This window comes from Sporosarcina sp. P37, from assembly GCF_002109365.1.
Lineage (GTDB): Bacteria > Bacillota > Bacilli > Bacillales_A > Planococcaceae > Sporosarcina.
The window spans coordinates 345,508-361,863 of record NZ_CP015349.1 but is presented as its reverse complement, the minus strand read 5'-3'; the positions used below and the strand labels follow the sequence as shown (position 1 = coordinate 361,863).

Here is a 16,356-nt window from a genome sequence, read left to right as displayed (position 1 = left end):
AGGTGAGATATTGGGAGTATTTGATTGGGCAAGGGCATTTTTTAATAAGGGTACACGGACAATCAATTTAGATGATTGCCATTTTATGCTACAAGCGGAAGTGTATTATAAGCGGCTGGCCATTGAAACGTGCATTGATTTAATCGCCAATGCATTAGCAAGATGTGAGTTCCAGACGTATGAAAAAGGAAAAGCTACTCGCAAAGAGTTGCACTATTTACTTAATGTGCAGCCGAACCAGAATCAAAACGCTACACAGTTCTTCCACAAAGCAATCCGCAATTTTTTTCTTGACGGCGAATGTTTGATTATCAACGATGGTGGAGAAAAGTATCTGATTGCAGATGATTTTGAGCGTCTGGAGTTTGTATTCAAGCCAAATATATATAAAAACATCATTATTGGTGATTTACAGATGGATCGTACGTATTCGGAAAAAGAAGTGTTTTATTTAAGACTAACTGACGCAAATATCATTAAATTAATTGATGATTTATATGCGTCTTACGGTAAGTTACTTGCATCTAGTATGGCGTACTACAAGCGGAAAAACACCAAGCGTTTAATGTTTAAAGGTGATTTCTTACGCAGGCAGGACGATGAGATACAGGCGGCGCTTGACGATATGCGGGACGCGCAAATGAAGAATTGGTTTGATCCTGATGTATCGGGCGCAACGTTTGATTTGCAAGAAGGCTATGAAATGGAAGATATGTCTGACTCCAAAGTGGGCGCGCAAGGTCAGTCTGACAGCCGTGATATTAGTAATCTGATTGACGACATATTTAATTACGTTGCAATGGCCTTTCATGTGCCGCGCGGTCTGCTCAAAGGCGATCTAGCTGACATTGAAAAACAAACGGATAACTTTATCATGTTTGCTTTGAGTACACCGGCTGAAATGATTAGCGATGAATTTAATCGTAAACTGTACACTCGACAAGATCATATTAACCGTACTTATCTAAAGCTAGATACATCAAAAATTAAGACAATAGATATTAGTCAGTTAGCTGTTGCGGTAGATAAGCTGTTTTCCATCGGTGGTATGACGATTAATGATGTGCTTGAAGCATTGGGCAAAGATCCGATTGACGATGATGTGGCGAATAAGCGCTATGTTACGAAGAACTATGAACGTGTGGACGTAGCTGAACAAAACTTGAAAGGGGGTGAGAATGAATGAAACGTAAACGATTCAAAAACCAAGAGTTAGCGCATATGGCTGATGTAAAGCACGAATTTAAAGCACAATACGATGCCGATTCAGATTCTACGAAACTTGTCATTTATGGAGAGATTGGAGACTACTGGTGGGATTCCACTTCTGCTGCTGATGTGGATAGAGCGCTAAAAGATGTTACATCTAAAACTATTCATGTTCACTTGAATTCTGGTGGCGGTGATGCGTTTGACGGAATCGCTATTTATAATCAGCTAAAGAATCATGCTGCTGAAGTTATCATCCACATTGACGGTCTAGCCGCATCTGCTGCATCTATTATAGCCATGGCAGGCGACAAAGTTTACATGAACGCTGGCTCCATGCTAATGATTCATGAAGCGTCTACCTTTGCCTACGGAACGAAAGCGGATATTAACAAAACGTTAGGCGCGCTAACCGGTCTAGATGCATCTCTTGTAGATGTATATATGACACGATTCGCAGGAGAGCGAGATGAAGTAGAAACACTTCTCACCAATGAAACGTGGATGACGGCGAGTGAAGCAATTACTTTCGGTTTTGCTGATGAAGAAGTAGTAGTGGAAGATCCTGCAGTTGTCGCCAAACAAGCTGAACAATTTAAAAATAACTTGTTGGAGCGATTCAAAAAAACAGAGCCGTTAAAGCCAGCTGCATCCACAAATATGCTAGATCGTTTCAAACGCCAATAAACAGGCGTTTTTTAATACACAAAAACAGGAGGTCATGACAAATGACAACAGGCATGAAAAACCCGGACAAGCAAACTCCGGTAATTAATAAAGAAGAACAAATCAAAGCATTGAAAATGGCATTTGAAAATGGAGATTCTGCTGAAGTAGCTGCACGAATTGTAGAAAACTACGAAGCAAACGCACAACAATATCAAGCCATGATGGATCAGACAATCGCAGAAGCGAAGCGCGCACAGGAAGAAGGCTGGGATCAGGCTACGCTCAACGCCCGCGGTATCCGCACATTAACGACTGCCGAAAAGAAATTTTATAACCAAGCTATCGAAGTGCAGTCCTTTGACGGTGTAGCAGCATTAGTACCGCCGACTGTATTTGATCGCATCTTTGAAGATTTGGCAACTGAACACCCTCTACTCTCTCGTATTAACATGCAGACAACAGGAGCCGCTACTATGTGGGTAACACGTAAAGAGGGCGCTACTACTGCTTTCTGGGGCGATGTATGCGATGAGATTAAAGAGATGGTGGACAATGGCTTTGAGACGGTCGACATGGGCATGCAAAAGCTTTCCGGTTTCTTGGTCGTGTGTAAAGCGATGTTTGAATTGGGGCCTGAATGGTTGGATCGCTATGTCCGTACACTATTAACTGAAATCATGGCAACTGAACTAGAATCGGTTGCAGTCAATGGTGATGGTAATAAAAAGCCTATCGGTATGATGCGTGATTTAGACGGTGCGGTATCAGGTGGCGTATATCCAGAAAAAACGCCGGTAGCATTGCCAGATTTTAGCCCGGCCACAATCGGCGAATCAATCCTTGCACCGACAACGAAAGGCGGTACACGGACATACACAGGCGTGACATTGATTGTCAATCCGCTTGACTATGCATCCAAGTTTTTCGCAATCGGTGCAAAACAAAAAGATGACGGCACTTGGACGTTTAATAACTTTGCAGTACCAGGCTTGGAGATCATCCAAACTCCTGCTGTGCCGATCGGTAAAGTCGTCGCAGGTAAACCAAAAGATTACTTTATGGGCGTAGGATCGGCGGCAAAACTAGAATCTACTGACGTCCTCCGCATGATTGAGGATCAACGCCTGTACCTTGTACGTCAATTAATCAACGGCCGCCCACTCGACAATGAAGCATTTACAGTGTTTGATATTGCCGATATGTCACTTACGCCAGTTGAAGGCGTGCCAGTACCTTAATAGGAGGGGATAAGCATGTATGAAGTGATTGAAACGTTCATTGAAAAAAATCATGAAAATTTTAAGTACATCGCGGGAAAGCATACCTATCCCGCCGATGGTTACAAATCCACGAAAAAACGTGTAACGGAATTGCAAGGAAACAAAAACAAATACAAGCGTCCGTTTTTAGGTGAGGAGATCAAAGCGAGCGATAAAAAATGACCGCCGCACTAACAGCTTTGAAAGATAAGCTGAAAATCACTTGGAATGAAGATGACGAACAACTACAAAAATTATTAAACCGCTCCAAGTTGTATTTAGAAAATATGACCGGGGCGGTTTTTGATTTGGCTGTGGAAGACGACAAGCTTGAACTATTGCTTGAGCGTTGCCGATATGTCCGAAATAATGCAGGTGACGAATTTGAGATAAATTACGCACCTGAATTAAAACGACTCATCCTGATGACAGCACTTGCTAAAAACGAGGTGAAGCCTGATGAAATCCATACGCAAGACGTACAATGACGGCTATCTGCAATATGGTCAAACGGAAACCGGCCGATCTGAAACCGGAAAACGAATAGGAAACGTATTTGTGGAAGAAGGCCGCCTTGCTTACAGCGAGCAGTCCTGTCGTGAGCAGGATTATCAAATGGCAGACATTATGTCGCGCAGCTTGGATATGAAGGTTAAAACACCACTACCGCCCGATTACAGGCAGTTTAGTCGTAAACGTGTCAAAGTATCCAGTGTAACGTTTGACGTTATCAAAGTAGATGCTGACCGCTCTAATGACGAACTGTATCTGTACTTGCAGGAGGTGGGATCATGAGTAAAACGCATGATTTTATGGACAAACAATTACATCTGATTTATCAGGGGTTGACTACATTTGGTCTTCCTGTATATGAAGATGAGATTGCACCGGACGAAGAAAAATCCTTGCTAGATGATTATCACTGCTTGGTATATGAAACTGGTCCAATGTCCAAAAATCGAGACATGAAAACTGTGTCGCAAGTATTGACGGTCTACTATTATTGTGAAAATCGAGACGACATAGACAAGCGCACAATCGACATTGTGGATGCACTGGATGGTGTACCAAGACTTGAATTTATCAGAACGCAAAAACAGAGACTTCAAAAGAAAGACACGGATCAGTTTGTAGACCGTGTCATTTTGACGTTTGCAAGGGTGATCCCGTATGGCAAGTGCTAAGTTTGCAGTAGATTACGAGGATATTAAATTACTTGAAAAGCGATTGTTGGAGATACCCGGCAAAGCCGAACAAGCAATGAATGAAGTCCTCCACACGAAAGGCATTGAATTGGTAACTAATCAAATCACTCACTTAATGCCTGTTTCTAACGTGCAAAAAAACCACGCGAAGTATTCCAAGTGGAGCCGTTCGGAAACTGAAAACTTAGGCTTTACCGTTGTCACCAAAGGGGGCGCGGCAAAGAATAAAGGTAGTTTTGGCTATCTAATTTTCCCGGATGAAGGGCGCGGGCGATCTAATCCAGTAGAGCAAGACTTTACAGGTCGTGCGATGGATGCAGCCGTTCCGCAATTATTAAAGCTTTTAAACAATAAAATTACAGACACAATACAGGAGGTTTTATAAATGGTAAAAGTAATTACAGAATTTGATGCGGTAGCAATTAAGAATGCCAGCATTCAGGTGTATGAAGACAACGTGGCAAAAGCAGGTACGCCGTTTGGTTGCGTAGGTTCAATCGAAGGTGAAACGGAATCAAAGGAAATCGTGAAGATTTGTGAAGGGATTGAAGTCAAGAAACGTACCATTCCGCAAAAAATGAATCTGACTGTTTCCGCACACATTCCTGTGCAAGTTGCGCGTGATATTTTCGGACTATCAAACGAAGACTTGAAAAAAGGTGTTTATGCATATGGTCCAACATCCAAAGGGAAGCGTTTCGTATTCACGGCAGATGTTGTGGATGAGTTTGAAGACGAAGTGAAATTGATTGCATTCTCGAATGTGTCCAACAATTCCGGTTTCCAGCTGTCCATCGAGAACGGACAAGATGAAGTAGCGTTGCTTGAAATGGAATTGACAGCCCTTGTTGATACCAATGACAAATTTTATTACGAAGCATTGACCGCTGAAATTGAGGACGAAGCAATTAAAACAGATTGGCACACAGCCTTTACGCCAGAACTAGTTAACGCTGTACCAATCCCATAATCAACGTACCCTACTGAAAACAGTGGGGTTATTTTTTTAGGCAAAAACAAAAAAATGGAGGAATGAAAAAATATGGGTAAAAAAATCCAAGTTTTAGAACTGAAACAAGTAGAAGTAGTGGAGATTGACGGCGAATTTGAACAGCGCTACGTCAACGCAAAAAAATATCCTGTGTACCTAACCAATGCAGCTATGCGCCGTGGTCGAGAATTAGGATTAATTGAAAATAGTCTAATTGCAGAATTTGCAAAATTGGGAGCGTTTCAGGAGTTGCAAGGCATTGAATTAGCGGGTGGCGGAAACGACTTTGACAAGTTGGAAAAACTATCTGAAATTGATGATGGTCCGATGATTAATGTAATCTATCTGGCATTTATCGGGGCAAACAAAAGTGTGAAGATGGATTTTGAAGAATTTATGGAACTGTATCATTTGGACTTTACCGAAACACTCACTCTATATGTATCTTTGATTTCCGAATCATTTTCCAATGATAACAACTTTGCAGCCGGATTAATTGGTTCAACCAAACAAGATAAAAAAAAGTAAAACCACCCACTCTCAAATATGAAAGTGTGGAGGACCTATATACAGTCTATTGCCTTGTTGCTGGTATAAGCGATGAGGTTTTTTGGCATTTTCCGATAGGTGACGTGGAGCGGATCTACCAAAACAAACTCGCCTATGATGGCTGGTCCAACAATCCTAAATAACAAAGAAAGGTAGGTGAGGACATGGCGAAAGATAACAACGAAATCAAAGTAACCTTTAAAGCATTTAATCAGGAATTTAACAAGGCGATGAAGGACATGAACCAAGAATCTGCAAAGTTACGGCAGGAAATGAAACTGCAAAGTGAGCAGATGAAAAACAGCGCATCTGAATCTGACAAACTGAAAGCCACGATGCAAGGGCTAGAGCAGCGGTATGATTTGGCAAAGGAAAAGACTGCCGCTACTGCTGCCGCGCTTGAAAAAGTGAAATCACAGTGGGGCGAAAACTCTACTGAAGCCCAAAAGTTTGAACGACAGTTGCGTAGTAATCAAATTGCCGAACAACAAATAGCGAATGAAATCATACGTACTACTGAATCATTAGAAAAAGCAAAGGCGGCTGAATTAGAGCGGGCAAATGCAACATCTGAATCTGCTGTAAAGCTGAATGAATTAAAAGCAACTGAAAGTGAATTGGCGCAATCCAGCGAAAAACTGAATGCTCAATACGAGTTGCAAAAAGCGCAGCTTGGAGATACAGCGACAGAATCGCAAAAGTTATCTGCTCAAATGGATCATTTAAACAACGCTCATGAGGTTGCGGCGCAAAAGGTCGCTAATTATGAGCAACAGTTGGAACAAGCTAAACAACAGTACGGTGATAACTCTGGCGAAGTGCAAAAGTATGAACAGCAACTACTCGAAGCGCGAACAGCAGAACAACAGCTTGCCAATGAAATCAAGACCACGAACACCGGGCTCGAACAACAAAATGACAAGCTTTTGCAAACATCTAAACGGTTAGAAGAAACCGGCAAAAAGATGAAAGACATTGGTAAGCAGGTCAGTATGAAAGTATCTGCGCCAATCGCCGCGGCCGGTGCAGGCATGATTAAAATCGCAACCGATCAGGAAACCGCATTTGCTCAAACGTCCACACTTTTAGAGGGCAACAAAAAAGAGTTAAAGGCATACAAAAACTCTATCCGTGATTTATCTTCCGCAATGGGCGTGTCGTTTGAAGAGGTCGCCGAGTCAGTGTATGGTGCGTTGTCTGCCGGGCAAGCGCAAGCGGATGCGGTAGCATTTACCGAACAGGCTATGAAACTAGCGGGCGGCGGTTTTACCGATACAGCAACGGCGGTTGACGTTTTAACTACCGCGCTAAACGCCTACAAATTAGAATCCGACGAAGCAGAAAAAGTGTCTGATATGTTGGTTACTACTCAAGACTTAGGGAAAACCACGGTCGATGAATTAGGCCAAAGTATGGGGAAAGTTATTCCGATAGCGGAAGGCCAAAACGTCGCGTTTGATCAATTATCAACATCGTATGCTGTGCTAACTAAAAACGGACAAGAAACCTCCGAAGCGGGTACGAACCTAAAAGCTATGTTGGGCGAATTAGGTAAAGCCGGATCCAAAACAGATAAAATTTTACGCGAACAAACCGGGAAATCTTTCTCTGATTTGATGGAAGAAGGGTCTTCATTAACCGACGTGTTGAAAATCGTTAAAGACGATGCAGAAGGTTCGGGTTTAAAACTATCCGATATGTTTGGGTCGGTGCAAGCAGGAACCGCCGCTTTAACATTGGCTGCAGAAGACGGCAAAGAGTTCGATGGCTTTCTAAAGAAAATGGGCGATAGCGCAGGAGCTACAGAACGCAATTTCTCAATAATGACTGCCACATTACAAGACAAAATGAACATTGCTAAAACGTCTGTCATTAACGCGATGGCTGAAATGGGCGAAATTGTACTTCCTATCATTGTCGTTATTGCGGATGCTGTTGCGAAGTTGGCTGCCGTTTTCGGTAACATACCGTTACCTATCCAAATGGTTGTAATGGCGATTGGCACAATATTGGCTATCGCAGGTCCTCTGATATGGATATTAGGGACATTGGTTACATCATGGGGAGCGTTAACCGGCGTGCTTGTCAAGTTCCCAGCAATTGCGGCGTTTGTCACAAAAGCGTTAACTGCTATCAAATTGGCTATTGCAGGCATTAACCTTCCGGTCGCGTTGGCAGTTGCAGCGATAGTTGGAGCGGCTTATTTGATCGTAAAAAACTGGGATTGGATCAAAGAAAAAACTGTTGCGGTGTTTAGCGCGATTGGTGATTTTTTATCTGAATGGGGATTAACCTTACTCATTATTTTGTCTGGACCCATTGGTTGGGTAGTAGCTTTCATTGTGGATAACTGGGAACTTGTCAAAGAGCAGACGATGATTATATTTAATGCAATCATGGATTTCCTTTCTGAATGGGGCTTGACGTTGCTTGTTATTTTATCCGGTCCTATTGGTTGGGCAGTCGCGTTTATCGTTTCTCATTGGGACGAGATCCGCGCCAAAACGTCTGAAATCTTCACAGCTATTGGTCAGTTTTTAGAAGGTATCTGGAATAAGATTGGTGCATTCTTATCAGGAATCGTAAAAGCGATAGTGTCCGCTGTCATGCATTGGTGGAACAATTTGAGCGATGAAACCCGCGCTAAGTTCACATGGATTGCGGAATTAATCGTGAAGATATGGACTACTATTTCCACATTCTTTTCTAATATTGTGAGTTCAATCGTTTCTACTGTCCGTAAAAAGTTTGGCGGTATGGCGAATTCGATCAACGAAAAAATGCATGATGCATGGCAATTTATTGTGGACGTCTGGAATAGCATACTCGATTTCTTTATGGGGATTTCGCTATTCCGTGAAGGTCGCGAATTAATTGGCAGCTTTATTGACGGTATGTTCTCCATGTTTGGAAAAATCGGTGAAGCCATTGGAAAGTTGTTAGCGGTTATCCCCGATACAATTAAAAACGTGTTAGGTATTGGAGAGACAAAGGTAGTTGGCGCAGGATTTGGAAATGATATGGCTACCGGTATTAAGTCCAGCGAGAAGAATGTCAAGAAAGCATCGAAGGATGTTGTTAAAGCTGGCGGTAAAGCGGCGAAAGATGAAAGTAAGAAATCAAGTAAAGAATTAGAAAAGCAGAAAAAGAAGGAAGCTGCCGAATCTAAAAAACAGGCTGTTGCTGCAGCGAAAGCTGAAAAGGATGCTGTCGCAAAAGCATTAAATGAGGTCAACAGTAAAATATCCGGCAAACGAGCGTCTGGTACGTCATCCGCGGCTGATGAAGCGGCTATCTGGAAGGATAGTATTGATAACTTTAAACAGGGCAGCAAAGAGCGTATAAAGGCGGAGAACGAGTATGCTAAATCACGCGACAAGGCAGAAAAAGAACGTCTCGCCCTGCAAAAGAAACAAGCAGCTGAACGGAAGAAGTTACAAGCATCATCCGCGAAATCTGAACGTGATGCGGTATCTGCGTCTATGACAAAAGTAAATGCTGAAATATCCAAACGGCGGGCAAACGGCGGGCTGTCAGCAAAGCAGGAAGCGGATATTTGGAAAGCGAACATTGGCCAGTTTAAGGCGGGTAGCAAGGAACGCATAAAAGCCGAAAACTCTTATGCCGCAGCGCTTAAAAAAGCTAACAATGAAACGGCCGCTCAACAAAAGAAAGCGAGCAAAGAGCAACTAGCCGCGAAGAAAAAGGCTGATCGTGATGCCGCTGCCGCCGACAAAAAACGTAATGCAGATGTAAAGAAACGAGCGAACGAAGCGGCGAAAGCTGAACGCGATGCCCAAGTAAATGCGATGAATAAAGTCAATGCCGAAATCGCTGAAAAGCGAGCGAACGGCGGTCTGTCTGCTGCGGAAGAAGCGGCAATCTGGAAACGCGCGATCAATCAGTTTAAAGAAGGTAGCAAAGAGCGGATCAAGGCGCAGAATCAATATGCTGCTGCGCTCAAAAAGGCCGACAAAGAACTGGAAGATGTAACGAAAGAGCGCTTTGACGCAATCAAGCAAAACGCCGAAGATTTAAAGTCACTCAATCAAATGTCATTAAAAGACGAAGCGGAATATTGGAAAGCGGCAATCGGTCAGTTTAAGAAAGGCACGAAAGAACGCATATCTGCCCAGAAGGAATATCAGCGTACTCTCAAACAGATCAATGATAATGTCGTCTCTACCAATAAAAAATACGCCGATCAGATGAAAGCTATCAATGACAAGCTTGTGGATGATGTCAAGAAAGTAAATGACGAGTACAACAATGAATTTAAGAACCGCCGTGAAACTTATATCGGTTTTGCCGGCCTGTTTGACGAGTTTGAAATCAATGTCGAGCGCACGGGCGAGGACTTACTCAACAATCTGCACAGTCAGGTTGACGGCTTTAAACAATGGCAAAAGGAAATGGAAAAGCTAGAATACAAAGGTGTGGACGGCGCACTGCTTGAAGAACTGCGGCAGATGGGTCCGAAAGCTTTGCCGGAATTATTGGCACTGAATGACTTGACCGGTTCGGAGCTTAATAAATACTCCAATTTGTTTAAAGAAAAATCAGAGCTTGCCACAAAACAAGTTACTGATGAGTTGGCCGACATGAAAGAAAAGTCGGAGCAGACTGTAAAAGATATGGTCGAATCGTCCAACAAGGAGCTGGCCGGTCTTGAATCTGAATGGGTAGCGGAATTGAAAAAGGTTACGTCTGCCACAGAGGACGAATTACAAGGCATGCAACAGATCGGACGCGATGCAGGTAATAATTTACTTGCAGGGTTAGCCGAGATGGAAACTGCCCTTGTCTCACAAGCTGCGCAGATTGCACGTAACGTCAATGACGCATTACGCGATACATTGGGACTTGTGGATGTAAACGGCGCACTAGCAACAGCGGGTAGTCAAATCAGGGGCTTGTCTTCCACACGACAGACAGTAGCCGTCCCGGAAAGTAACGCGGCTATAATGGGACGTATGCAGTCACAAGCGCCAGCCGTCTACGAAGGTGATACTATTACCAATCACTTTGATGTATCGGCAACGATCAAAGAGGAAGCAGATATTAAAAAAGTATCTCAAGAGTTGTACGTATTACAACAACGAGGGCAAAGGGGGCGCGGTCGATAATGGGCGTATCATTTAACGGTTCGCACTGTAAAACGGTGGGTTTGGACGTCTTGGACATCCGCCGGCCTATCATGGCAGAAACCAAAGATACCTATATTGATATACCGCACAAGTCGGGTAGTGTTTTAATCCCGGATGGTACGGCAACAGATATTTTAATAGAAGTCGATTTTGAATTGGATGCGCCCCGTGGCGTGTCCTTTTTTAATGCTTGTCGAGCAGTCGGGGCATGGTTGACCACGAATAGTAGGGCGCCATTAATCTTTGATGATGATCCTGATTATACCTATTCCGCAAAAGTGGATGGGGGCGTAGACTCCATGGAACGTATTGCGCGATACGGTACATTTACCGTGACATTTAGAGCGTTACCTTATGAGGTGATATAGATGGGTAAAAGCACATATTTACAACAAAAAACACTTGCTGATGCATTAGGCGCAAACGTGTATTTGGCGCTTTATCGTAACAGTCCAGGTGACGATGATGAAGGTGATGAGGTAGCGGATTATACCCGGCTGCCGGTCACCTTTACTACACCCGCACGAAAAAAAGCATTGATGATGTGCGAGAACTCGAATATCGTGACATTCCCTCCAAAATCAGGAGGGTACGGCACGATTACACACGTAGGATTACGTGACGCGGAGGTGGGCGGCAACCTCCTGTACTATGCACAGTTAAAGCGTGCGATCCGCTCCACAAATGATAAAACTGCCGTCGAGTTTTTAGCGGGAGAATTAAAAGTGTCCGAGGATTAAGGGGGTAGCGCTGCATGGATAAAATTGAATTAATCGGAATGGACGCTACTCATGTTGCCTACTTGGAAAACTTTGAAAATCCATTAATCAATGAGCAAATCAATGCGGGCTACATGTTTAGCTTTACTGCATTTGTAGACGACAAGACGCAGTATATCAGCTTTGTAAATCGCGTCCGCTTGGAGGGACAACAGTTTGACATTGCGCGTATTACCAAAAAACGCGATCACATCCCGAGTATTGATGTGGAATGTGATCATATCAGTTATCGTCTTAATCGCATTATCAGCACAAGCGAGGACTTTGAGGGGACGCCCGCACAGATTGTTGGGTGGTTATTACAAGGTACAGCATTTAGCCCAGGCATTATCGACTTTTCGGAAATCGTTTACTTTGCGCCTGGTGAAAAAAGCGTGCGTGAGTGTTTGATAGAGCTTGCAAATTTCGTGGGCGGGGAATTACGTTGGGATAACTTTGAAGTAGATTTATTGCAACGCAGGGGCGCGAATAACGGACTTGAATTTAAGCTTGGTGAAAACATCGAAGGTCTATCATTTGAAACTGATTTAACGGAAGGTGTGCCACGGTATGCGCTTGAAGTGGATGTACTGGATCTTGCTCATCATCCTGATTATGCAGCAGTGTATAACGAACTAAAAAAAGTAAATTTAGGCGATAGTGTACGTGTATATGATCCGGTATTAAACATTGATATTGTACAACGTGTTGTGAGTTATGACCGTGATCCGTTTCAACAAATCACACCAAAAGTCAGCATTGGAAACGTCATCCGAGATATCACCGAGTATTTCCGTGATCAGGAAGATAAAGAAGTAGAAGACGAAGAAGAAGATACATCCATCCACTTTAAAGGCGGCGGCTTCTTTATGGTTGATAACGAACCGCCTGAAGATGCACCGAGCGGTGGTACGGCTGTTATTGATTTTTTAGCCGGTACTACACAAGCGTTAAATATAGTAGGCGCGGATATTACCGATCAATTTAAAGCCGGACTATCAGCGGACTATGCCTCCACAACTGTGGAAGATCCAAATGAGCCGGTCACCATTCGTATGTCAGAAGCGGTATTGGACTTCTATACAGTCTTGGTCAAAGTCGGTACCAGATCTTACGGAAATACGGATTTTAAAAACGGGTTGTTGGTTGTGGAGGGTGATTTTCCGAATGACGTAGAGGTATTTATATCAGATGGTGAGTTATCTGCATCATCCATAGTCAAAGGCTACGGATTGCATATAGATGTTGACGATGTGGTCGGTGGTCAAGATGGCTACTTTTTAGAATTCGGAAAATCTGCACTTTCAGACACAATGATTTTTGAATTCAAATACGAAGAAGGTTATGACGAATTATGGTCTGTCACCACTGGGATTAATGGAGATGAGTCTATAACTGATGCGCTCGCTATTGTAACTAGCCCAGTCTATACAGGTACTAAAATAACCGCTATCCAGGCTGTTTGCGACACGTCGACGCTTGATATATCCGGCTATGAAGTTAGCATACAAGCTATGTGCAGAATAGTATCAGAGTTGGAGGTGGTTTGATTGGCTAACGGTAATTTTGGCGGTGGTGATGGTACAGCGAGTAACCCGTATCTTGTGGAGGATGCCGAAGACTTACACAATGTCAGGAATAACTTATCCGCTCATTATAAACAAATTAAAAATATTAATATGAGAAATTGGGGTAATTGGGAACCGATAGGTGACGAATATAATTATATTGCATTTACCGGAACTTATGATGGCAATGGTCGAGAATTGTCAAACCTTAAAATAGTATCTCCAGATAGAGACGGAGTTGGCCTTTTTGCATATGCGGAAAATCCGATTTTTAAAAACATTAATGTTAGTAATGCCGAGATAACAGGAGGGTCGAATGTCGGGGGGATATTAGGTTCAGCTGATGGCGCAACCATTCAAAATTGTACAGTTTCCGGAAAAATTACAGGAGTAGGAAGTAAAGTAGGCGGCATTTTAGGTTTTTGTTATAACTATGAAGGCATGATTGATATTTTAAAATGCGATGCAAAAGCGAATATTACGTGTGCATATGTGGGCGGCGGTATTGTTGGCGCTTTTTATGGAGGCACTCAAGGGTTTAGACTATCTCAATGTATATTTATCGGCAACATAACAGGTAATCCCGAAGACTTGCCGCACACGATAGGTGGCATTATTGGCGACGCGAGTGACAGAGGGGCTATATCAGACTGTTACGCTAAAGTGAATTTAAGAGCATCCGAAGGTTGCGGAGGTATAGCCGGAGACTCCCAAGCGGTTATAAGCAGATGTGTGGCAACAGGCAGTGTAAGCTCGATAAGTGATTGTGCAGGCATTATAGGGCTTGCGCGTGATATAGCAGCGACATTTGATAGTTACGCACTTTTGGATAGCGTCACGGCGTTGCCAGGTCCTAGATGGCCACCGGATTATGATGACTATTTTGGCGATATAACAGGGGAGGATTATTACAACAGTTATATCAGTGACGCCTATTCGTTGATTACGATGGAAAATAGAAACCTCATAACTATACGCGGCTTGCCTATAACGGAAGAAGATGCAAAAAAGAAAAGTCATTATATTGATAGGGGTTTCGACTTTGAGAATGTATGGGATATTCGAGAAGGTAAAAGTTATCCATTCTTACGCCGCGACAAAACGAAGTCACGCACAAAATGCGAACGTATAGCAATCAATAAACTATTAGGAGGTTATTAAATGAATTTTTATAGAGGTACATTGACGCCAAACGAAGAACAAGTAATTCCGCATAATTCGCAAAAAGTTACAATTTTTAATTTTGGCCCAAGTGACGTGCATATTAATTTTGGCGCAACGGCGGACGCGAATAGTTTAATCATTCCGAAAGGCTTCGGACGAACAGTCGCATTTAGTCATATCGTTAAGTCTGTGCATGTTTTTGCCGCGGAAGAAACGACAGTACAAATTGACGGGATGGGGTGAAATCAATGCCTTATTTTAAAATAAGCAATACGGGCGGTAGCGGCGGAGGATCCGAGCCAGTAGACTACACCGAACTGATACAAAGCATCAGAGACAAAGGTGGGACAGTTGCAGATGGCGCAACATTGTCGGAAATTATAATAGCGGTCACTAGTATTCCGGATTACGTGGAACCGCTAGACTTGCAACCAATAGCGCAAGCAATACGAGATAAGGGCGGGACAATTGCAGAAGGTAATATCACGGTGCTGGATTTATTGGCAGCAATTGCGACAATACCAGATCCAGGAGTATCGCCGGAATGCCCGTTGCCGGGGGTACCGATTGGACCGACGATTAAAGAAGTCGTGGTTTTTCCGGAATTTATAGTTTCTGATAGTGTAACAGTAGAAAATGTGGAGGTGTAAGAATAATGGAAGGTAATATTAAAATAGAGTTATTCGATGCAAAAACAAACACGAAGGAAAAAGAGTTGAAAGATCATAATTTTATTGCTAATGGTTTAAAATTTTTAATTAGAGAATCGCCGTTTGATTATATATTAAGAGGTAAAATAGATTTTTTTAATGATTCTTTCACGCCTTCAAGACAAGTGTTGGATAATTTATACTTGACGAATACGGCGACGCCAGAAGATCCAGAAAAAGACTTTTATGTTGCTGGACACGTGGTAGGAGAGTCGTCTTTAACGATATCCGGAAGCGTTAGCGGAACAACGGGCGGAGTTTTGAATACTAGCGAATCTTTTTTTAAAAATGACAAACTGCGATTTGTTGTAGATTTTCCGACGGACAAGGCAAACGGAACATTCAACAACATTTTCACCGGACACAAAAAAGGGTTGCTTGAATCGAGCGGTTTCGCAAACCACGACATTTCTTTTTTTAATTCAATTAAATACGAGAATTTATATTTCACATTGGAAAATGATCAGCAAACAATTTGTAAAAGAGATTCAGAACTCAAAATTTTAGAAAGCAGGGTAATGCCGACAAAAGTCGGTATCTACACCGTGGTAAATAATAATCTATACATGAGAAATACGGGCGGTTGGAGTTATCAAAAAGTTTTAAAAATAGATTTGAATCATTTTTTAACTGGAAATGTTATTGAATACAGCAAACCTGCCAATGCTGGGGCGTTTTTCAATAAAAATGAAGAGTTGCATTTTGTGGATGTTGCGGGTAATTCGTATTACAAAGCGACGGAAACAGATGGGGTGTTGGTGACTGAGAAAATTGCAGATATAAACGGCGAATCTTATTCAAACACCATATCTTATGATAACGGGGCGTTGATATTCGATAGAACGATATTGAACTTAGAAACGAATGAAAAGTATGATTACTGTTACAGGTTTTCCGGACATTACGGCAAGAACTATGTTTTTGTGAATTCGAGCAGGTCTTCAAAATTGTTTATTTTACCAAAATCAATGATCGGGAGCCGTTCTTTATTGTCCGAACCGGTAACAAAAACCAACACGCAGACAATGAAAATCACTTATGAATTTACTTTGCCGTCGTTGTATGATTAATTAAGCCAGAACGTCTAACAAAGTGGGTGTTTCTTTATTTTAAATAAAAAAGGATAC

At 42.5% G+C, this 16,356-nt stretch carries 18 protein-coding genes; all 18 read left to right on the top strand.

Features of this window, described 5'->3' with window-relative positions; genetic code table 11:
• The first annotated feature begins 10 nt into the window (after positions 1–10).
• On the top strand, positions 11–1,186 hold the full coding sequence (locus SporoP37_RS01960; RefSeq protein ID WP_198160044.1) for a phage portal protein: 1,176 nt from the start codon (positions 11–13) through the stop codon (positions 1,184–1,186).
• The gene (locus SporoP37_RS01955) at positions 1,183–1,896 is read left to right on the top strand and encodes a head maturation protease, ClpP-related (protein ID WP_085430092.1); all 714 of its coding nucleotides are present in this window, start codon (positions 1,183–1,185) and stop codon (positions 1,894–1,896) included. Before SporoP37_RS01960 ends, SporoP37_RS01955 begins: the two co-directional genes overlap by 4 nt.
• 41 nt (positions 1,897–1,937) lie before the next feature.
• Positions 1,938–3,116: a phage major capsid protein gene (locus SporoP37_RS01950; protein ID WP_085430091.1), complete on the top strand. Its 1,179-nt coding sequence runs from the start codon at positions 1,938–1,940 to the stop codon at positions 3,114–3,116.
• A gap of 15 nt (positions 3,117–3,131) precedes the next feature.
• On the top strand, positions 3,132–3,320 hold the full coding sequence (locus SporoP37_RS01945; protein WP_085430090.1) for a hypothetical protein: 189 nt from the start codon (positions 3,132–3,134) through the stop codon (positions 3,318–3,320).
• On the top strand, positions 3,317–3,625 hold the full coding sequence (locus tag SporoP37_RS01940) for a hypothetical protein (protein WP_085430089.1): 309 nt from the start codon (positions 3,317–3,319) through the stop codon (positions 3,623–3,625). The genes SporoP37_RS01945 and SporoP37_RS01940 overlap by 4 nt, the downstream gene beginning before the upstream one ends.
• Positions 3,597–3,932, top strand: coding sequence for a hypothetical protein (locus tag SporoP37_RS01935; protein ID WP_085430088.1), 336 nt, complete (start codon positions 3,597–3,599; stop codon positions 3,930–3,932). The genes SporoP37_RS01940 and SporoP37_RS01935 overlap by 29 nt, the downstream gene beginning before the upstream one ends.
• The gene (locus SporoP37_RS01930; RefSeq protein ID WP_085430087.1) at positions 3,929–4,321 is read left to right on the top strand and encodes a hypothetical protein; all 393 of its coding nucleotides are present in this window, start codon (positions 3,929–3,931) and stop codon (positions 4,319–4,321) included. The genes SporoP37_RS01935 and SporoP37_RS01930 overlap by 4 nt, the downstream gene beginning before the upstream one ends.
• Positions 4,308–4,727, top strand: coding sequence for a hypothetical protein (locus SporoP37_RS01925; protein ID WP_232329791.1), 420 nt, complete (start codon positions 4,308–4,310; stop codon positions 4,725–4,727). Before SporoP37_RS01930 ends, SporoP37_RS01925 begins: the two co-directional genes overlap by 14 nt.
• The gene (locus SporoP37_RS01920) at positions 4,728–5,312 is read left to right on the top strand and encodes a phage tail protein (protein WP_085430086.1); all 585 of its coding nucleotides are present in this window, start codon (positions 4,728–4,730) and stop codon (positions 5,310–5,312) included. It begins immediately after the preceding gene.
• Positions 5,313–5,384: 72 nt separating this feature from the next.
• A complete protein-coding gene (locus tag SporoP37_RS01915) occupies positions 5,385–5,861 on the top strand; it encodes a hypothetical protein (protein ID WP_085430085.1) in 477 nt (158 codons plus the stop codon).
• A 185-nt stretch (positions 5,862–6,046) separates the two neighbouring features.
• On the top strand, positions 6,047–11,008 hold the full coding sequence (locus tag SporoP37_RS01910; protein WP_085430084.1) for a phage tail tape measure protein: 4,962 nt from the start codon (positions 6,047–6,049) through the stop codon (positions 11,006–11,008).
• Positions 11,008–11,397, top strand: a complete 390-nt coding sequence (locus SporoP37_RS01905) for a distal tail protein Dit (protein ID WP_085430083.1) — start codon at positions 11,008–11,010, stop codon at positions 11,395–11,397. The genes SporoP37_RS01910 and SporoP37_RS01905 overlap by 1 nt, the downstream gene beginning before the upstream one ends.
• The gene (locus SporoP37_RS01900; RefSeq protein WP_085430082.1) at positions 11,398–11,769 is read left to right on the top strand and encodes a phage tail fiber protein; all 372 of its coding nucleotides are present in this window, start codon (positions 11,398–11,400) and stop codon (positions 11,767–11,769) included.
• Between the two features lie 14 nt (positions 11,770–11,783).
• Complete coding sequence (locus SporoP37_RS01895) at positions 11,784–13,337, top strand: phage tail protein (RefSeq protein WP_085430081.1); 1,554 nt, start codon at positions 11,784–11,786, stop codon at positions 13,335–13,337.
• On the top strand, positions 13,338–14,516 hold the full coding sequence (locus SporoP37_RS01890; protein ID WP_085430080.1) for a GLUG motif-containing protein: 1,179 nt from the start codon (positions 13,338–13,340) through the stop codon (positions 14,514–14,516).
• Positions 14,517–14,762, top strand: coding sequence for a hypothetical protein (locus tag SporoP37_RS01885; protein WP_085430079.1), 246 nt, complete (start codon positions 14,517–14,519; stop codon positions 14,760–14,762).
• Positions 14,763–14,767: 5 nt separating this feature from the next.
• Complete coding sequence (locus SporoP37_RS01880; protein WP_085430078.1) at positions 14,768–15,169, top strand: hypothetical protein; 402 nt, start codon at positions 14,768–14,770, stop codon at positions 15,167–15,169.
• A gap of 5 nt (positions 15,170–15,174) precedes the next feature.
• Entirely contained in the window at positions 15,175–16,299 is a 1,125-nt protein-coding gene (locus SporoP37_RS01875) for a hypothetical protein (RefSeq protein ID WP_085430077.1), read from the top strand.
• Positions 16,300–16,356 lie beyond the last annotated feature (57 nt).